The sequence below is a fragment of the Bacillus sp. 0209A genome (assembly GCF_036765095.1).
Classification (GTDB): Bacteria; Bacillota; Bacilli; order Bacillales; family Bacillaceae; genus Bacillus; species Bacillus subtilis_G.
Map to the genome: position 1 here is coordinate 210,004 of NZ_JBAIZV010000003.1, position 17,918 is coordinate 227,921.

Genomic DNA, 17,918 nt, shown 5'->3' on the forward strand with positions numbered 1-17,918 from the left:
TTATTTTCCTCCGTACAAGCCGTCCAGCACTGTCTGATTCATTTGAAAGGAATGTTTTTGTTCAGGGAAAGCACGATGTCTTACATCCTGGACATATCCGCTGATTGCTGTTTCGATTGTTTCGTCAATTCGCGTATATTGCTTTACAAATTTAGGTGTTCTCTCTACACCGTGGCCGATAATATCATGATAAACGAGAACTTGTCCGTCCGCTTTCACACCGGCACCGATTCCGATGACAGGTATGCTTAGCATCTCGGCAATTTTGGCTGTGAGTTCTGCAGGCACACATTCCAGCACAAGCATCATAGCTCCTGCTTCTTCGCATTTTATACTGTCTTCTATTAATTTTTTGGCGCTTTGTTCGTCTTTGCCCTGTACTTTATATCCACCCAATACACCGACTGACTGCGGTGTCAGACCTAAGTGACTAACTACCGGAATGCCCCCAAGCGTCAATGCGCGAATGGATTCAAACACGCCTTCTCCGCCTTCAAGCTTCAGTGCGTCGGCTCCGCTTTCCTGAACGATAGCCGCTGCATTTTTCAGCGTATCTTCCTTGGACAGGTGATAAGACATAAACGGCATATCCGTTACGATAAATGTATTTGGCGCGCCCCTTTTAACGGCTTTTGTATGATGGATCATGTCCGCAACTGTCACGCCGACAGTTGAATCAAGTCCGAGGACGACCATTCCGAGTGAATCACCGACTAAAATCATGTCAACTCCCGCTTGTTCAGCAAGCTTAGCTGCCGGATAATCATAAGCGGTCAGCATCACAATCGGTTCTTCAGTCTGCTTCATTTTTAGAAAATCGAGTTTTGTTTTCATGTTTTCTCCTCCTCATGTTTAGAGGAGATGAGCTGCCGTTTTCTTATACAAGCCAAAAAACCTTCCGTTACACGAGAAGGATTCTTCACTTTCTAAAGTTCGGCGAGTTTCATCCCTCTGTCCCAGTCCTTTTTTGGATCAAGGCAGACTGCTGCAATGTCAATCTATTTTTATAATAGGTGCAGTTCGCAGGCGATACTGCCCAATGGAAGTATACCAAAATCAACGGGCTTGTACCAACACATTAACCTAATTCTATATCGGCAGAATAGATTTTTTTAATGCCTTCCTTCGTTTCTAAAAGAAGAACACCTTCATCATCTATACCTAACGCCTTCCCGTAAAATGTTCCATTTAATGTTCTGGCCCTCATATTAGAGCCGATTCCCAGCGCGTAGCTTTCCCATAAAAGCTTAATCGGCGTAAAACCGTGCGTCATATAATCCCGGTACCGTTTTTCAAAGGTAAGCAAGATATGCTGGATGACACCGGCCCGGTCAATTTTTTCTCCGGCGGCTTGGCTGAGGCTTGTCGCAATGTCCTTCAGGTCATCTGGAAAATCATCCGACTGCTGATTGACGTTAATGCCAATCCCGATGATGACCGAACGTACCCGGTCTTCCTCGGCCTGCATTTCTGTTAAGACGCCGACTGTTTTTTTTCCGTTAATCAAAATATCATTAGGCCATTTTATATCCGTTTGGATGCCTGCTGCCTCTTCTATTCCCTGCACAACAGCTACTGCAGCAAGTAATGTGAGCTGCGGTGTTTTTTGGAGCGGAATGTCAGGCCGTAAAATCAGGCTCATCCAAATACCGTTTCCCTCTTGGGAATGCCATACCCTTGACATTCGCCCCCTGCCGGCTGTTTGTTTATCAGCCACGACGAGAGTGCCCTCTGCTGCGTTATTATTTGCAAGCTCATGCGCCGTTTTTTGCGTGCTTGCTAGAACGTCGTGATAAATAAGGTACTGGCCCATCACTTCCGTTTTCAGTCCGAAGCGAATTTCACTTTCACTGAGTTTCCCGGGCTTTTTGATGAGACGATATCCTTTTCTCCTAACAGCTTCTACTTCATAGCCCTCTTTCCGAAGCTCTTCAATATGCTTCCACACAGCAGTTCTGGAACAGCCGAGGGCGTCACTGATTTTTTGGCCGGAAATAAATTCATTTCCAGCCTGAGAAAATAATTCAATAAGATCTTTTCTTAATGTTGACCGCATGTCTTCAGCCACTCCTCTATGTGCTTCTTTTGATTGGAGAGCTTTCCCGTCAAAACAGCCTGCTCAATCCGCTGTAATTCTTCCGACACCCATTGTCCGGCAGGCCGGTTTCGCAGCGCAAGCAAATCCTTACCCGTGATATCAAGATCCTTAAGGTTTTTAATCGGCAGGCTTTGATAAGCGTTTTGGATGTCCTTCAATTTTTCTTCATCTAGTCTTTCGTTTTGCCGAAGCTGTGATATTCTGGCCGCTGAAAGAAGTGCTTTTTCCCCAGCCTCGTACATTGACATAGCGTCAAGGCTTTGGCCAAACGTATAGGCAATGTGAATGGCTTCCTTCATTACTTTTCCCGGAAGCTTCCATGCTTTCAGGAAAAGCGGCGCATCTTTCAAATCTATTTCAAGATCAATTAAAAGCGCAGCCCAAAGCTCCTCACGGGATGTTAAAGATTCAAACGAAAACTCACTCGCCGCAAGCAGGTTCTCTCGTTTATGATAAAAACCAGGCAGTTCTTCGTACAACCCAGTTTGAATGAGAGTTTGAAGCGCCTGGCGGGACGCTCTTCCCTTTAGCAGTTTCTCGAACTCTATTGTTTTTCGTTCAACTGAAACATGGGATAAGAGTGTTTTTTCCTTCGTGATCGCTTCTTCTGTTTCTAGTGAAAGCGTAAAGCCAAGCTGGCTCATAAAACGTACGGCTCTCAGCATGCGAAGCGCATCCTCTTGAAATCTGTGATTGGGCCTTCCGACGGTTCGAATCAGCTTCTGATCAATATCTTTCTTGCCGCCAAAATAATCAAGCACTTGACCTTCCGCTGTCATGGCCATCGCGTTAATCGTCAAATCCCTGCGTTTCAAATCCTCTTCTAATGATGTGATAAAGTTCACTTCTGAAGGTCTTCTATAATCCTCATACTCTGATTCAGTCCGGAATGTCGTGACTTCATAGGTTTCATCTTCCCAGAGCACAATAATGGTCCCGTGCTCTTTTCCTACATCAACCGTCCGCTGAAACAGCCGTTCTACTTGATCCGGTGCCGCATCAGTCGCAATATCGACATCTCCGATCGTTCGTTTCATATAGCTGTCTCGAACTGCGCCTCCCACAAAATAAGCCTGGTGGCCCGCTTCAATTAAGGTGCGGAGCACGGGAAGCGCTTTGATAAAAACTTGTTCCATATGATCACTCCGGTTCTGCTAAATCGGCATAAATCTGTTCATACTGGCTGACAATTTTTTGTGAAGAAAATTCATTTTTTAGCATTTCCATTGCCGCCTTTGTAAAACCCTTGCTTAGCTGTTCATCTTCTAAAATACGCATCGCGCAGGCTGTTGCGGCTGCAACGTCGCCGACATCCACCAAAAATCCGCTCACACTGTTTTTAATAACCTCCGGGATACCGCCAGTGTTTGTTCCGATACAAGGCACTCCGCAAGCCATCGCTTCAAGCAGGACAAGTCCGAAGCTTTCTTTTTCGGACAGCAGCAGTTTCAGATCGCTAATAGAATAAAGCTCCTCAACACGGTCTTGATTTCCAAGCATTAAGACTTGGTTTTCCAATCCATATTTTCTGACAAGCTCACAGGCCGTCGACTTCTCCGGGCCGTCCCCGACTAAAAGCAGCTTGGCTTTCGTTTTGCCGGCGATATTCCGGAACACGCGGATGACATCCTGCACGCGTTTGACCTTTCTGAAGTTAGACACATGGATGACGACTTTTTCGTCTGGTAAAATACCATGTTTCTCTTTAATCGCTCCATTGTTTTTCTTCAAATACACGCGCTCATCTATAAAGTTATAAATCGTTTCTATTTTTTTCTCCGGTTTAATTAAATCGTACGTTTCAGCTGCAAGCGCTGAGGAGACAGCGGTCACCCTGTCTGATGCCTCAATGGCAAAACGGATAAGATCTTTTAGAGACGGGTCATATCCCAGCACCGTAATATCCGTGCCGTGCAAAGTTGTCACAATGCCGATATTGCGTTTCAGCATCTGCTTTGCTAGATAAGCGCAAACCGCATGCGGGAGAGCGTAGTGAGCATGTATAATGTCTAAATTCTCCCGTTCCGCCACCTCAGCAATTTTGCTTGCCAATGCCAAATCATACGGCGGATACTTAAAAACAGCATATTGATTAACCTCAACCTCATGAAAATGAATATTGGGGTGATATGTATTCAGTCTAAACGGGATGCTTGATGTGATAAAATGGATTTCATGTCCTTTTTCAGCAAGCTGCTTCCCCAGTTCTGTCGCAATGATACCTGAGCCTCCGACGCTCGGATAACATGTGATCCCTATTTTTAGTTTTTTCATTGTTCGCCCCCAAGCACATCATGATCGAGCAACAGCATCCGTTTGGAAAAGAAACCCTCGGCATACTCCACACCCGCTTCTTTACCGTAAAGCTTTTCTCTCGCTTCAACGATCTCGATATAGCCATTCGTCAGAGGAGTTGAAACTGAATCCTTTGACGGTATAAACTGGCTTTTGTAGGCATTAAGGCTTTGTTTCTTGGCCTCTATTGTATTCGATATATCAATGACAAAATCAGGCTGATGAAAACCATTTATCATATAGTAGTAAACCTTGCTTATTTTATGCGCGGGAAGGCTCTTTTCATCTTTATATTTATGGATTCCTGCGGAAAAGATTGCTTCTTCCACCAGTGCAGCGGCATTGCCGTGATCCGGATGGCGATCCTTTTTATATGGCATAAAAACTGCTTTTGGCCGGCAGGTTCTGATCACACTGACAATCGCCCGAATGGCCTGGTCACTCATCATCAGGCCGCGGTCTGGAAGCGTCAGCTGCATTCTTTTTTCTGCGCCTAATATACGGGCTGCTTCAGCTGCTTCTTCTTTACGTAAACTGACAGTTCCGTTTGAAGAGAGTTCCGCTTCGGTCAAATCGCATATCATTACTTTTTTTCCTTGTTTGACAAACTTTGCGATTGTGCCGCCCATTCCGATCTCGACATCATCACTGTGGGCGCCAAAAGCAAGAACGTCAGCATTATACATTCGGCTCTTCTCCCCTAAGAAGATTGCGGAATTCGAAAACACCTTCATCAAGGGTGCGGACAAGAATCTCCGCGGTACCCATATTTGTGGCGAGCGGAATGGAATACACGTCACATAACCGGATTAATGCCGAGACATCCGGTTCATGCGGCTGCGCGGTCAGCGGGTCGCGCAAAAAAATGACAAGGTCGAGTGCATTGGCTGCGATCAGTGCGCCGATTTGCTGGTCTCCACCTAAAGGGCCGGATTGAAAACGTTCAATTTGAAGACCTGTCGCCTCTTGAATTTTCAACCCCGTTGTTCCGGTTGCGTATAGGTCGTGATGCCTCAAAATATTCCGATAGGCAGTCGTGAATTGAATCATATCCTGTTTTTTCTTGTCATGCGCGATCAAAGCAATTTTCATCATTTATCCCCCTGTCTAATCAATGATATTTTCTAATCCATACACAAGCTGGTCAATCTTCATGACTTGTTCGACTGACAGTTTAACACCTGACATGAAAGAAGCGCGGTTATAGGAATCATGGCGAATCTGAAGCATTTGGCCATCCATGCCGAACATGACTTCCTGATGTGCGATCAGCCCCGGAAGACGCACGCTGTGCAAGCGGATACCGTTTTGCTCCGCTCCTCTTGCTCCTGGGAGAATTTCTTTTTCATCGGGATGTCCTTGTTGTTTTTCTTTACGGACTTCTGAAATCATTTCCGCTGTTTTAAGTGCAGTTCCGCTCGGTGCGTCAAGCTTTTGGTCATGGTGAAGCTCAATAATTTCTACATCCTCAAAGTAGTTGGCAGCCATTTTCGAAAATTTCATCATCAGCACCGCACCAAGTGCAAAGTTTGGAGCGATGATGGCTCCGATTCCCTTCTCTTCTGTTAGAGACGTGAGCTCATTTAAATCATCTTCTGAGAAACCGGTCGTTCCGACAACAGGACGAACTCCGTACTCTAATGCAATTTTTGTATGTATTTTCCCAATTTCAGGCGTTGTTAAATCAATTAAGACATCCGGCTGTGTTTCTGTAAAGCAGGCATGGATATCTGTGTAAATCAGAGCCTCTGACTCAACAGACATCACATCAGATAATTTTTGCCGGTCGTATGTATGGTCAATGGCCCCAACAAGGTCAAACTGAGGTGTTCGTTCCGCCAATTTCACAGCTTCCTGCCCCATTCTTCCACGCGGCCCTGCAATGACTACTTTAATTGTTTCGTTTGACATCATGATCTCCTCTACTTTCCTTCTTCTATTCTAGTCCAGCGATCTTTATCTCTCGTATTAAATTTATACATCACTCGGTCGTGGGCTTCCTCTAATGAAATATCAAGTGAGTTGGCTAAACAAACCAACACAAACAGCACGTCGCCCATTTCCTCTTCCATGCTTTTATCATCTTCAGTCGCTTTTTTTGGTTTTTCTCCATAACGATGATTGACTTCTCTGGCAAGCTCGCCCAGTTCTTCGGTCAGCCTTGCCATCATGGCAAGCGGGCTGAAATACCCTTCTTTAAATTGGCCAATGTAACGGTCTACCTCAGCCTGTATGTCTTTCATTGTTTTTTCACTCACTGCACGAAACCTCCTATCATCCTCTTACATGTTAGCTAATTCAGATACGTTTGACAAATGTTTAAGCACGTTTGCTGTTTTCTTTTTCATCCACTATAATATAAACGCTATCCAATGGAAGGAAAAGGGGTTTTGTGTGATGCTTGGAGAAATTAGATTAAAAAACATATTTTTCATTTTAATCGGAGCGGCAATTTTTTCATTCGGCTTGGTTCATTTCAATATGCAGAACAATCTGGCTGAGGGCGGTTTTACAGGTATTACACTTTTGCTTTATGCCCTTTTCCATATCAGCCCCTCTATCTCGAACCTGGTTTTGAACATCCCGATCTTTTTTATCGGCTGGCGTTTACTTGGCAGGACTATGTTTGTTTATACCCTTGTCGGCACTGTCGCCTTGTCTTTGTTCCTCAGCATCTTTCAGCGATATGAAATACATATGCCTCTTCAGCATGATTTAGCGCTCGCTGCTTTATTTGCCGGCGTGTTTATCGGAGCCGGATTAGGAATTATATTTAAGTTTGGCGGAACGACAGGCGGGGTTGATATTATCGCCCGTTTGGTCAATAAGTATTTTGGGATTCCGATGGGCAGAACGATGTTTGCTTTCGATGCCTGCGTCATTATTTTGTCTTTGCTTACTTATCTCTCCTATAAAGAAGCGATGTATACCCTGGTGGCTGTATTTGTAGCTGCAAAACTCATTGATTTTATTCAGGAAGGCGGATACACTGCTAAAGGCGCTACGATCATCTCATCGAAAAACGACCGGATTCAGAAAAAGATTCTTGAAGAAATGGAACGAGGCGTCACCATTTTGAAAGGACAGGGTTCCTATACAAAAGAGGATATAGATGTCCTTTATTGTGTGGTGCCGAAAAACGAATTGGTAATGCTGAAAAGTGTGATTAACTCCGTTGATCCTCATGCCTTTGTGGCGGTAAGCGATGTCCACGATGTGCTCGGAGAAGGATTTACGCTTGATGAAAATAAAAATCCGCTTCCCCGCTGATATTTAATTATAAAAAGGCGGCTGCCGCCGCCTCAGATTGTTGACAAAATCCTAAAACGACTTTCGTTTTAGGATTTTGTCATCTTTTCAGCGTGATTGAAAACCTTTGAAGTCTAGGAAGGACGAGCATTGGAGCAGGCTTCCGCAGGATGCGGTGACAGCGGCGTCTGAGCAGGGCGCTCTAGCTTTTAGCCGCTGATCTTTTTTTACGCGAGCACCAACGCGCAGGACTGACAACGAATGCGAGGGTTTGCCGACACGCTGAGGCAGCTGCCGCCCCTCATGCTTATTTAGGGTAGTCCCGTTTTTTCAGCTTGTTTTTTTCCGCTTTGTATTTTCTGTAGCCGACATAGGTGAGAGCAGTAATAATGATACTGCCGGTTGTGATCATCACCCAGAGCAAAGACGGATCAGCATCATCCTCTTCCACCCTGTCAAATACGTTTTTCAGATCATGCTGAAGAAGGGATAGCCGTTCAAGCTTCGTGCTCTCGGTCATTTGCTGAAATTCCTCTTGCTCAATGACTTCTATATGTTTTCCGACTGTTTCAAGCTGATCCTCTGATACATCGATTGTAAGACTGGGATAAATCAAATCATATAAACTGATAAATTCATTCCATTTTTCATGAAAGCTCGTGCTTTCATTCTTTTGAACATCCTGCTTAAGTTCAGCAAAGGCTTCCATAATCGGTTTTTCCAGTGAGCCCCAAAGCGGAACGGATCGATTCTCAACCGCATCCACCAGCATTCTGAATTGCGCGGCTGCTCTGAGTTTTTGTATATCTGATGTATCAGTCTGCTTTAAGCTCCGTACCATATCGTTATAGCCCAGTGTGATTTGACGGATTTGGGCTCCGGTTAGCATGAGGTCTTGCTGTTTTTTTTCAGCGGATTTTAATGTTTTTTCAAAATAATCCAAGACTTGCAGCGCCTCTTCATATTTCGACTGGCGGGTCATTTGAAAGACTGTATCGGATAAATCATTCAATTCTTCGAGGCTTCCCCGCTCTGCAGCCTTGGCATTTCCATTATAAAAAATAAGAGCAATCAACAAACAGATCGTCAGCTTTCGTTTCATGCAGGTCCCTCCCACTCTCTCTCCTTACAGAATATGAAGAAAGGGACAAGGATAGACCAAGATTGTCTTTACATCAGGTCAAGCTTTGTTTGCTTTTTTGAAACCACTAAAAAGTAAGCTAGCCCGATTGAAAAGATGCTGAGCCAAAATGTTCCGTACCCTATATCTGTCATATAATCAGAAAGCATAGAGTATTGAGGCATCATGTCAAACAAGTAATCAATGACATCGTTATGCAGCGTCCAGACTGCAGCAATTGCAAGATGCCAAAAAGAAAAACGAAAATACGGACTGTACAATACGCCTTGGACCGCCATTGCAAAATGCGAGGCAATCAGCATATAGCCCTCCCACGGCAAGTCACCTGTTACAGCCAGCACAAGAAAATTCATAGCGACCGCCCATAGACCGTACTTTACGAGGGTGACTAGCGCAAGCGCCTCAAAGAGCGGAGCGTTCCGTTTCATGATAAAGGCGAGCAGCACAAACAGAAAGAAAAATGTTGCTGTCGGACTGTCCGGAACAAAAATCAGGAAACGGGCCGGTGTCTCCAGAAGCTGCGGCAAGTACCAATAGTACCCGTAAACCGTTCCCAGAAAATTAATGGCTAAGACAAGAATCAGCATCGGGCGCTGTCCTAATACATATTGAAACCATTTCACATCATATCAACTCTCAGTCTGTAAAAAATAAGGTGTCCATATAAAAAAGCTGACGCCGGGTCAGCTTTTGATATTCAAAGTATATCCTTCCATTACACCATTCACAATATGTTTATTTTGCGGTTGTTTCCGAAATGAATTTCGCAAGTTCTTCGAGCTGCTTATCATTCCCTTTAAACACACCCGCCGGCATTTGGCCTTTCCCTTCGACAGCGATTTTTTTGATTTCTTCCGGTTTCAGTCCAGTGTCCACTAATGAAGGCCCGGCCGCTCCCCCTTGAAGGTTATCCCCATGGCAAGAAATACAGCCCTGCTCCTTAAAAATCTTATATCCTTCCGCATTGGTGTCAATGTCGGCTTCTTTTGTGATTTTTCCCTGTTCTTCTGCCTTGGCCCAGTCGTGAGTCGCAACTGACTGCCACGTCAAAAATACAGCAGCGGAAATGGCCAGAAGCATCATACCGACAGCAACAGGACGCTTCCAAGGCCTTCTTTCCGTTCCTCTGTCAAGAAATGGCGCCAAAAGCAGGGCGCCAAAAGCGAGCCCCGGCATAATCATGGCGCCGACCACTGTAAAGCTCCCGGCGGCGTATTCATACTTCAACAGCTGGTATAAGAAAAGAAAATACCAATCCGGCAACGGAATATAACCAGTATCAGTCGGGTCCGCCATCCGCTCCAAAGGCGGCTGATGCACAATCGTCAAAACAAGAAAACCGATCAGAAAGACAGCGCCAACCATCCATTCCTTCAACAAGAAATTCGGCCAGAAAGCCTCTGTTTTCCCGGGATACTCCGAATAATCCTTCGGTATATTCGGCTTTTTTTCAGCCGGTATCCTTGAGTCGCCTACAAATTTCATCCCTTTGCCCCGGTGCATGTCATCCCCTCCCTTTTATTCGCAGATCAAGAGTTTAAAGCGGTCCTGAAATCCCCTGCTTTCGGATCATAATAAAATGTGCAGCCATCAGCCCGAACAATGCGGCAGGAAGAAAGAATACATGGATCGCAAAAAACCTAGTCAGCGTTTGGGCGCCTACAATATCCGGGTGCCCCGCAAGGAGTGTTTTGACTTGCGTCCCGATCAAAGGCGTGGCTTCAGCGATCTGCAGCCCGACTTTTGTTGCGAACAGAGCCTTCATGTCCCAAGGCAGCAAGTAACCTGTAAAGCCAAGCCCGAGCATGACAAAAAAGATCAGCACACCGACAATCCAGTTCAGCTCGCGCGGCTTTTTATACGCCCCTTGGAAAAAGACCCTCAGCGTATGTAAAAACATCATCACAATGACCAGGCTCGCACCCCAGTGGTGCATCCCCCTGACAATCTGGCCGAATGCCACTTCATTTTGCAAATAATATACCGATTCCCAGGCATTTTTAATATCCGGCACATAGTACATCGTTAAAAACATTCCAGATAACACTTGGATAACGGTTACAAAAAACGTCAATCCTCCAAAGCAATACACAAACGCAGAGAAATGATGGGCGGGATTTACATGTTCCGGTACTTCGTGATCGGCAATATCCCTCCACATCGGTGTAATATCAAGCCGCTCATCTACCCAGTCATAAATTTTGTTCAGCATGTCACCCTTCCCCCTTAGGCTTTGCTTTTCCAAGATACAGGAAGCCGTCTTTTACTTCTTGCTCATAATGATCAAGAGGCGCTAGCGGCGGCGTGCCCGGGACATTGGTGCCGTCCTTTTCATAGAGTCCGTAATGGCATGGACAAAAGAATTTATTCGGATTTTTAGGATCACTATTCCAGTTCACCGTACATCCTAAATGTTTGCAAATTGGCGAAAGCGCTACAATTTCATCCTCGTTTTTGAAGACCCAGGCTGATCTTGACTCTTCTGACTCATACCAGGCATCGACTTGATTAATTTTGAAATCAAAACGCTGCGGTTCTTTTGTCAGCTCATCTACGCTGACAACCTGAACCATATCCTGCTTTCCTGTCGATTTTAATACCGGGTCGAGTGCGAAGCGAACCATAGGCATGAGCATACTAGCCGCCATAAAACCCCCTACGCCTGTAAGCGTATAATTTAAAAATTGACGTCTGGATATATCATGTTTTCCGCCCATCTTTTCTCCCCCCTCTAGGTCACCCCTGCAAACTGACTAAAATAGAAAATATTGCAATAACACTAGACACCCTCATAATATATGAATCTCTCAACAAGGTCAATATAGCCAAAATATTGTTTATCAGGAAATGTAAGTGTTTTTATTAAGTGCTCCACAACTGTAACAAAACGTTCAAAATTTCAGCAGTGCGTTCATCTAATATTTTTCTTTTTAAAGAGTCATTCAAATGCTCTAACGGAACAGACGGTGTCACAATGATTTCACCTAATGCATGCTCGTTTTTCCAATTTTCGTCAGATGTGAGCAACACAACATGCGGAAATTCTGATATGAGCTCTTCCCGTAAATCTTGTAGTCCATGAACGGTTTTTTCATTTCTATCAACATATATATAAGGGGGCAGTAAATATACCCGTCCCTTTAGCTGCCTTTCCAGTTCTTCTGACAGAAGCTGCGTGAATTCGCCTTTCTCGGCCGCCATTTTGAAATGGCCCCCTACTTTAATGTTAATTAGTGGAATGACAGCGGTATCAATATAATCTTTTGCTTGTAAATAGTCCTTGGCATCAGTGATTCTCCACCTCATCGTTCTCCCCCTTTACGACAACAAGCCTTGCAATACGCTGCAAGGCTGGTCTTATTATGTGAGCTGATTCAATTGGCGCGATAATTGTTCAAATGCGTCTTTATCATGACGATCTAGCGCGTCGTCAATATCTTTTAATAATTTTTCTTTTTGGAATGTAGAAATAGCGTGCTCCAAAATTTGTTCAGCCAACCCCTGATCTTTTTTGTTCTCAAACAGATCCTTTGGAATATGCGGATTGGACTCCAGCACCGCCGCATACTCAGGTGAGCTGTAAGCTGAACGGAAATTAAGCTGGATAAACAAATCCTGCTGTTTATTTAATCTAATATCATGAAAAGATTTTTCCGCGTCGGTTGTCATGACATTCTCTTTATAGAACCGAAACGGAACTTCTTCAACACAATGTGTTGACATGATGATGCCTCTCGGACAAAATTCTGCCTGCTCTACAAAATGAACCTTTTCCATGAGAGAATCATGGCTCATTAAGTAGTTCAAGATCCAAACGCACTCTCGGCGCTTTAACTGATAATGGTTTAAAAACCAACGGATAAAATCCTTTTTCTCATTGACAGAAACAGGGGTCTGCATGTAATTCCCTCCTCTATCGTTCGTATAATCTATATACTTATATGTTCCACATGAATGGTGATCATTCCTGCTTATCTAGAAAATTCATCTTCGATTCGCAAAATCGTTTCTTCCAGCTCTTCATTGGTTCCGTCAATTTCAAGAACCTTTTTCAAAAGCGGCAGCGCTTCTTTTTGAAGGCCTTCTTCTAACAGGAAGCTTCCGTATTCATATAAGAAATCTCTGTCATCCCGGTAGTGAAGAAAGGCAGCCTCAAAGGATTGTTTTGCTTTCTCGTAATGCTCCAATTCGGTATATGCGCTTGCAAGATACCAGTTGTATTTCGGATCTTCTTCTCCGTAGCCGCGCACCTCTTGAATAAGATCAATGATCAGTTCATAATCCTCTTCTTTATGATACACGGCAAGCAGTGTATGAAGTGCTTCGACGAAGCCCGGATCAAGCGCAAGCGCCTCCTGAAGCAGCTTTTTCCCATCTTCTGACTTCCCGATTTTCAAGGCCATTTTTGCAGCATAGAGGAAAAGTTCTTTGTTATATTCATCATAACTGATACCCTCTTTTGCCGTTTTTAATGCCTCTTCATACATTCCTTCAGCTTCATAGCTTTTCGAAAGCGGCATATAAAGTGAAGAATAAGACGGATCAAGCCCCTTTAAATCAGACAGCTGCTTAATCGCTGTTTTAACAAACCCCGCCTGTAAGGCTGTAAACCCATAGCCGAAAATCGTATTAGGATCAGGATTCTCATCAGCAGCTTTCTCGTACCACGGAATGGCATCCTCAAATTCACCTGAGGCACTTAACGATTCTGCAAGTCTTTGATGGACGTTAACGCCACCGATCTCACTCTGCTCCTCAGCCGTTGTTTTAAAATATTGAACCGCTTTTGCATAGGCTCCCTGAGTAAAGTAAAGTTCACCCAGTGCGAAATCAATAATGGGTTCATTGGCCAAAATGGACTTTGCTTGTAAAAGCTTTTGTTCACTGACTTCGAATAACCCCTGCATCTGATAAAGATCCGCCATAAGCAGCAAACTTTCCGGATATGATGGATCTGTTTCCGGAATGGTTTCCAGCACAGCGAGGGCTTTTTCTTCTTCGTCAATATCTATTAAAAGTTCAGCATAAAAATTCGTCAGTTCTGTTTCATTCGGATATAAATCATGTAAGTCACTGATCAGTGAAATCGCTTTTTCTACATTGCCCCACTCGTAATACAGCTGGGCTGCGATGGCTTTATCTTCATCATGGAGCTGTTTTTCGGCTTTTGACAGAGTATTGAGGCCTTTTTCTGTTTCACCTGCTTCAACTAATTTTATGGCTTCTTGAATCAATGTATTCAAATCGGACCGGTCCTTTCTTTTCCTATACAACATCAACCATACAAAAAACTTTATTTGTTGGGGTTAATCTTATCATAATTCAGACGATTGCCCCCGGCAAATAAGATGCTTGCTGTACGGCAGGGAATGATTGAGTCTTTTTAGTTTACCAAAAGATCTTGAGATAGAAAATGAAAAAAGGAAGATCGCCCTCTGTACAGTAAAGCAGCTCTCTGACCTGCCGGCTTGTAAGTAAAGCAAATCCCCCCTTTTCGTTTTTCTTTTCCCTCTATAAGACAAGCTATGTTTTTTTCCTTGAATTATGATTCTTACAGCCAATCCGCACAAAAAATCCTGAAGCAAGAACTTCAGGATTTGTTTGAAAGCGTCGTTAAATGCTCGAAGAAGGTTGGATAAGAGACATGAATGGCATCTGTCTGCTCGATTTCAATCGGCTCCTCCGTTATAGAGGAAGCGATGCCAAGCATCATTCCGATTCGATGATCTCCATGACTGGACACTGTGGCGCCGCCTTTTAGTGTTTGTTTGCCATGAATCATCATTCCATCTGCTGTCGGTTCAATCTCAGCACCCAGCTTACGAAGCTCGGAAACCACAGTGTCAATGCGGTTTGTTTCTTTTACTTTAAGCTCTGCCGCGTCCTTAATTACGGTGATTCCTTCCGCCTGAGTCGCAAGAAGCGCGATGATAGGGATTTCATCAATTAAACGCGGAATAATATTTCCTCCGATTTCAACCGCTTTTAGAGATGACGTTTCTATGACCAAATCTCCGTAAGGCTCCGCACTGCTGTCAGCAGACGGTTTGATGTCAAGTTTTGCCCCCATGTTTTGAAGGACGTCAATGATACCTGTCCGAGTCGGATTTAAACCTACGTTTTTCAGTACAATGCTGCTGTTTGGAACCATTGCACCCGCAGCAAGGAAAAACGCCGCTGAAGAAATGTCCCCAGGAACAAAAATATCTGCAGCTGTCAGTTTCTGGCCTCCTGCAATAGAAACACTCGTTTGATCTTCAGAAAGTTTAACCCCAAAAGCAGAAAGCATCCGCTCAGTGTGGTCACGAGATTTATGAGACTCTGTGACGGTTGTTGTGCCCTCAGCTTGCAGTCCGGCCAGCAAAACAGCCGATTTAATTTGCGCGCTTGCAACAGGTGAGACAAAATCAATTCCTTTTAATGAAGCGCCGCTCACTGACAGAGGTGTAAATTCTCCGCCGGATCTGCCGTCGATTTTAGCCCCCATTTGTTTCAAAGGCTCAGTTACACGTTTCATAGGGCGCTTTGCAATGCTCTCATCTCCAGCTACCGCACTGTAAAAAGGACGGCCCGCCAAAATTCCGAGCATCAGGCGAATCGTTGTGCCTGAATTTCCGACGTCTAAAAAGCTTTCTGGCTCGCTCAGGGAATCGATTCCTTTTCCGTAAATCACTACATCGCTGCCGTTTTGCTCGATTTGAACACCCATTTTTCTAAAGCAATCGATCGTGCTCAGACAATCCGCTCCCGGCAGAAAGTTTTTAACAGTTGTTGTGCCTTTCGCCAGCGCCCCAAACATGACGGAGCGATGAGAAATGGATTTATCACCGGGAATCTGTATTTCTCCGTTTAAAGCCTGCACCTTTTCTCTTTTCATTATTTTCCACCTCAATCAGCATAAAAAGTTTCATATTCCGCCCGGGCTTCAATGCAATGTTCAGCCCGTTTGCGATCGTCATCAGACTGAAAACTGATCCTTAAAATCCCGTTAATATCTTCTCGTGTTTCAATAATGCGGATATTCGTAATACTGATGCGCTCCGCAGCTAATATAGCCGTTATCTCGGAAATCACACCCGGATGGTCGGGAACATCCACATATAAATCATAAAATGCAGGGATCGCACCCTTCTGCCGAAGCGGCAGCCCGTCGCGATAATCCTTAGCGTTTTTAAAATAACGAAATAGATTTTCCGCATCTTCTTGTTCTACATATGTCCGGATCGTCTCGATTTCTCGAATCCACTCATCAAAACGATCCAAGATTTTATCTTTATTATGTAATAGAATATCCCGCCACATTGCCGGGCTGCTCGATGCAATCCTCGTAATATCCCTGAACCCGCCGGCAGCAAAACGCTTAACAAGCGGATAAAGCTCTTCCGAATGATGGGTTTGGTGAACAAGGCTTGCTGCGACAATATGCGGAAAATGACTGATCACGCTTGTCACGCCATCATGCTCTTCCGGTGACATTTCCACAAAATGGGCATTTGTCCCGTTCAGCAGGTTTTTTAACTGTTCTACCGCTTGTCTTTCCGTTTTATGCCCTGGCGTTAAAATATAAAATGCATTTTCAAACAGGAATTCCTTCGCAGCAGCCACTCCTGATTTGTGTGACCCCGCCATCGGATGCCCTCCGACAAATTGATAGCGGCTAGGCAGCACTTGATCAGCATATTGAACCACTTTTTGCTTTGTGCTTCCTACATCGGTAATCAAAAGCTGGTGTTCAATTCCTGAATGAGCCAGCTCATCAAGCATAAGCAGCGTTTGCGCGACAGGTGTCGCAATGATCACTGTAGCTGCCTCTTTCGCACCGCTAATAAACGAATCAGCACGCTCGTCAATCACACCTAATTTTAAAGCGGCTACCGCCTGTTCATCAGAAATGTCGATCCCGATAATCCGTTTGCCGGGATGCTTTTTTTTGATCGCTAACGCAATCGAACCGCCTATCAATCCGAGACCGGCGAGCAATATTGTGTCTTTCATTCGATTCATACGTCATCACCTGGTTTATAGACTAAAGAGGTGATATTTAATCACCTCTTATAAAATTTCAGCTAAAATTGCAAGGATTTCTTCATTTTGCTCTTTTGTTCCGATCGTTATCCGGAGTGATGTCGGGAAACCTAATGCATTTCCTGACCGGACAATATAGCCTTTTTCCAGGAGAGCCTGAAACAGTTCATCGGAAGGACGGTTACAGTCTATTAACACAAAATTTGTTTCTGAAGGGTAGCACTTTAAACCATGAGTCTGAGCAAAATCAAAATATTGCTGAAGGCCTGCTTTATTTTGCTCGACACAGGACGTAATAAACGCTTGGTCATCAAGCGCTGCGATCGCCGCAGCCTGGCCTAGACGGCTCGTGTTAAAAGGCTCTCTGGCCGGCTCAATCTGGCGAATCAGGTTCTCGTCAGCAATTCCGTATCCGACTCTGAGCGCTGCCAGTCCGTAAGCCTTTGAAAATGTGCGCAATATCATTAGATTGGAATAGTTGCTTAAGAGCGGCACGGTTTCCGGGTAATCCTCTGCTGTTACATATTCATAATATGCTTCGTCAAGCACAACGAGGACACGAGAAGGCACGCGCTCCAGAAAAGCAAGTAATTCTCCTTCTGATGTATAAGTGCCAGTCGGGTTATTCGGGCTGCATATCCAAACGACTTGTGTCTGTTCGTCAATCGCTTCAAGCATGGCGTCTACATCATGTGAGCCGTCAGGACGAAGTGCGATTTCACGAACTTCAGCACCTTCAATGACCGCATTGTGTTTATATTGCGGAAAAGTCGGTGCAGCAGTTATCGTGTTGGTTTTCTCATTTAAAAATGCCCGGCAGATGATCTGAATGATTTCATCTGAACCGTTTCCGAAAATAAGCGATGTTTCGCTGACATTGAGGTGCTCACTGAGCCTTGTCCGCAAAGCGGCGCTATACCCATCGGGGTAAAGGGCAAGCTGTTGAATCTCATGATGAAGCGCCTCTTTTGCCGCTTCTGAACAGCCGTAAGGGTTCTCATTTGAAGCTAGCTTCACGACTTTATCCAAGCCATATTCTAATTTCACTGCTTCAATCGGCTTACCAGGCTGATAAGGCTTCAGCTGTTTTAAATGTTCTTTGATACGCAA

General features: G+C 44.5%; 20 protein-coding genes. 1 reads left to right on the plus strand and 19 read right to left on the minus strand.

All coding sequences use genetic code 11. The features are described 5' to 3' along the window. The 8 genes from panB to V6D44_RS11715 form a co-directional block, all read right to left on the minus strand. On the minus strand, positions 1–834 hold the full coding sequence (gene panB, locus V6D44_RS11680) for a 3-methyl-2-oxobutanoate hydroxymethyltransferase (protein WP_087990514.1): 834 nt from the start codon (positions 832–834) through the stop codon (positions 1–3). A gap of 244 nt (positions 835–1,078) precedes the next feature. Then, positions 1,079–2,056, minus strand: a complete 978-nt coding sequence (locus V6D44_RS11685) for a biotin--[acetyl-CoA-carboxylase] ligase (RefSeq protein ID WP_087990515.1) — start codon at positions 2,054–2,056, stop codon at positions 1,079–1,081. After that, the gene (locus V6D44_RS11690; protein WP_087990516.1) at positions 2,041–3,234 is read right to left on the minus strand and encodes a CCA tRNA nucleotidyltransferase; all 1,194 of its coding nucleotides are present in this window, start codon (positions 3,232–3,234) and stop codon (positions 2,041–2,043) included. The genes V6D44_RS11685 and V6D44_RS11690 overlap by 16 nt, the downstream gene beginning before the upstream one ends. A gap of 4 nt (positions 3,235–3,238) precedes the next feature. Then, positions 3,239–4,372 (minus strand): N-acetyl-alpha-D-glucosaminyl L-malate synthase BshA, encoded by a 1,134-nt coding sequence (gene bshA, locus V6D44_RS11695; RefSeq protein ID WP_087990517.1) that lies wholly within the window; start codon positions 4,370–4,372, stop codon positions 3,239–3,241. Then, the gene (gene bshB1, locus V6D44_RS11700) at positions 4,369–5,079 is read right to left on the minus strand and encodes a bacillithiol biosynthesis deacetylase BshB1 (RefSeq protein ID WP_087990518.1); all 711 of its coding nucleotides are present in this window, start codon (positions 5,077–5,079) and stop codon (positions 4,369–4,371) included. Before bshB1 ends, bshA begins: the two co-directional genes overlap by 4 nt. Continuing rightward, positions 5,072–5,485, minus strand: a complete 414-nt coding sequence (gene mgsA / locus V6D44_RS11705) for a methylglyoxal synthase (RefSeq protein ID WP_087990519.1) — start codon at positions 5,483–5,485, stop codon at positions 5,072–5,074. The genes bshB1 and mgsA overlap by 8 nt, the downstream gene beginning before the upstream one ends. Positions 5,486–5,500: 15 nt before the next feature. Further along, positions 5,501–6,304, minus strand: coding sequence for a 4-hydroxy-tetrahydrodipicolinate reductase (gene dapB, locus V6D44_RS11710; RefSeq protein WP_087990520.1), 804 nt, complete (start codon positions 6,302–6,304; stop codon positions 5,501–5,503). Between the two features lie 11 nt (positions 6,305–6,315). Continuing rightward, positions 6,316–6,651: a nucleotide pyrophosphohydrolase gene (locus tag V6D44_RS11715; protein WP_039074303.1), complete on the minus strand. Its 336-nt coding sequence runs from the start codon at positions 6,649–6,651 to the stop codon at positions 6,316–6,318. Between the two features lie 139 nt (positions 6,652–6,790). Here V6D44_RS11715 and V6D44_RS11720 point away from each other — a divergent pair, with 139 nt between their 5' ends. Beyond that, on the plus strand, positions 6,791–7,663 hold the full coding sequence (locus tag V6D44_RS11720) for a YitT family protein (RefSeq protein ID WP_087990521.1): 873 nt from the start codon (positions 6,791–6,793) through the stop codon (positions 7,661–7,663). Positions 7,664–7,949: 286 nt separating this feature from the next. On the opposite strand, the gene ypjB is transcribed toward V6D44_RS11720, so the two are convergent. From ypjB to hisC, 11 genes are all read right to left on the minus strand, one after another. Continuing rightward, a complete protein-coding gene (ypjB, locus tag V6D44_RS11725) occupies positions 7,950–8,744 on the minus strand; it encodes a sporulation protein YpjB (RefSeq protein WP_087990522.1) in 795 nt (264 codons plus the stop codon). A gap of 68 nt (positions 8,745–8,812) precedes the next feature. Continuing rightward, entirely contained in the window at positions 8,813–9,406 is a 594-nt protein-coding gene (locus tag V6D44_RS11730) for a DUF1405 domain-containing protein (protein WP_176365269.1), read from the minus strand. A gap of 112 nt (positions 9,407–9,518) precedes the next feature. Beyond that, a complete protein-coding gene (locus V6D44_RS11735) occupies positions 9,519–10,286 on the minus strand; it encodes a menaquinol-cytochrome c reductase cytochrome b/c subunit (RefSeq protein WP_087990523.1) in 768 nt (255 codons plus the stop codon). Between the two features lie 34 nt (positions 10,287–10,320). Continuing rightward, a complete protein-coding gene (qcrB, locus tag V6D44_RS11740; RefSeq protein ID WP_003225560.1) occupies positions 10,321–10,995 on the minus strand; it encodes a menaquinol-cytochrome c reductase cytochrome b subunit in 675 nt (224 codons plus the stop codon). A 1-nt stretch (position 10,996) separates the two neighbouring features. Further along, positions 10,997–11,500: a ubiquinol-cytochrome c reductase iron-sulfur subunit gene (locus V6D44_RS11745; RefSeq protein ID WP_333516534.1), complete on the minus strand. Its 504-nt coding sequence runs from the start codon at positions 11,498–11,500 to the stop codon at positions 10,997–10,999. A 145-nt stretch (positions 11,501–11,645) separates the two neighbouring features. Then, positions 11,646–12,089: a YpiF family protein gene (locus V6D44_RS11750; RefSeq protein ID WP_333516535.1), complete on the minus strand. Its 444-nt coding sequence runs from the start codon at positions 12,087–12,089 to the stop codon at positions 11,646–11,648. Positions 12,090–12,143: 54 nt separating this feature from the next. Further along, positions 12,144–12,683 carry a ReoY family proteolytic degradation factor gene (locus tag V6D44_RS11755; protein WP_087990525.1) on the minus strand — a complete coding sequence of 180 codons (540 nt, stop codon included), beginning with the start codon at positions 12,681–12,683 and terminating at the stop codon, positions 12,144–12,146. 71 nt (positions 12,684–12,754) lie between these two features. Then, entirely contained in the window at positions 12,755–14,026 is a 1,272-nt protein-coding gene (locus V6D44_RS11760; protein WP_087990526.1) for a tetratricopeptide repeat protein, read from the minus strand. Positions 14,027–14,373: 347 nt separating this feature from the next. Continuing rightward, the gene (gene aroA / locus V6D44_RS11765; protein ID WP_087990527.1) at positions 14,374–15,660 is read right to left on the minus strand and encodes a 3-phosphoshikimate 1-carboxyvinyltransferase; all 1,287 of its coding nucleotides are present in this window, start codon (positions 15,658–15,660) and stop codon (positions 14,374–14,376) included. Between the two features lie 11 nt (positions 15,661–15,671). After that, a complete protein-coding gene (locus tag V6D44_RS11770) occupies positions 15,672–16,787 on the minus strand; it encodes a prephenate dehydrogenase (protein WP_087990528.1) in 1,116 nt (371 codons plus the stop codon). A gap of 48 nt (positions 16,788–16,835) precedes the next feature. Next, positions 16,836–17,918 (minus strand): histidinol-phosphate transaminase, encoded by a 1,083-nt coding sequence (hisC, locus tag V6D44_RS11775; RefSeq protein ID WP_087990529.1) that lies wholly within the window; start codon positions 17,916–17,918, stop codon positions 16,836–16,838.

Bases quoted from the DNA above. Each gene is read 5' to 3' on its own strand.
- panB (WP_087990514.1), bottom strand. From the start codon at position 834: ATGAAAACAAAACTCGATTTTCTAAAAATGAAGCAGACTGAAGAACCG.
- V6D44_RS11770 (WP_087990528.1), bottom strand. From the start codon at position 16,787: ATGAATCGAATGAAAGACACAATATTGCTCGCCGGTCTCGGATTGATA.
- dapB (WP_087990520.1), bottom strand. From the start codon at position 6,304: ATGTCAAACGAAACAATTAAAGTAGTCATTGCAGGGCCGCGTGGAAGA.
- qcrB (WP_003225560.1), bottom strand. From the start codon at position 10,995: ATGCTGAACAAAATTTATGACTGGGTAGATGAGCGGCTTGATATTACA.
- ypjB (WP_087990522.1), bottom strand. From the start codon at position 8,744: ATGAAACGAAAGCTGACGATCTGTTTGTTGATTGCTCTTATTTTTTAT.
- aroA (WP_087990527.1), bottom strand. From the start codon at position 15,660: ATGAAAAGAGAAAAGGTGCAGGCTTTAAACGGAGAAATACAGATTCCC.
- V6D44_RS11755 (WP_087990525.1), bottom strand. From the start codon at position 12,683: ATGCAGACCCCTGTTTCTGTCAATGAGAAAAAGGATTTTATCCGTTGG.
- mgsA (WP_087990519.1), bottom strand. From the start codon at position 5,485: ATGAAAATTGCTTTGATCGCGCATGACAAGAAAAAACAGGATATGATT.
- V6D44_RS11720 (WP_087990521.1), top strand. From the start codon at position 6,791: ATGCTTGGAGAAATTAGATTAAAAAACATATTTTTCATTTTAATCGGA.
- V6D44_RS11735 (WP_087990523.1), bottom strand. From the start codon at position 10,286: ATGCACCGGGGCAAAGGGATGAAATTTGTAGGCGACTCAAGGATACCG.
- V6D44_RS11750 (WP_333516535.1), bottom strand. From the start codon at position 12,089: ATGAGGTGGAGAATCACTGATGCCAAGGACTATTTACAAGCAAAAGAT.
- V6D44_RS11745 (WP_333516534.1), bottom strand. From the start codon at position 11,500: ATGGGCGGAAAACATGATATATCCAGACGTCAATTTTTAAATTATACG.
- bshA (WP_087990517.1), bottom strand. From the start codon at position 4,372: ATGAAAAAACTAAAAATAGGGATCACATGTTATCCGAGCGTCGGAGGC.
- bshB1 (WP_087990518.1), bottom strand. From the start codon at position 5,079: ATGTATAATGCTGACGTTCTTGCTTTTGGCGCCCACAGTGATGATGTC.
- V6D44_RS11685 (WP_087990515.1), bottom strand. From the start codon at position 2,056: ATGCGGTCAACATTAAGAAAAGATCTTATTGAATTATTTTCTCAGGCT.
- V6D44_RS11690 (WP_087990516.1), bottom strand. From the start codon at position 3,234: ATGGAACAAGTTTTTATCAAAGCGCTTCCCGTGCTCCGCACCTTAATT.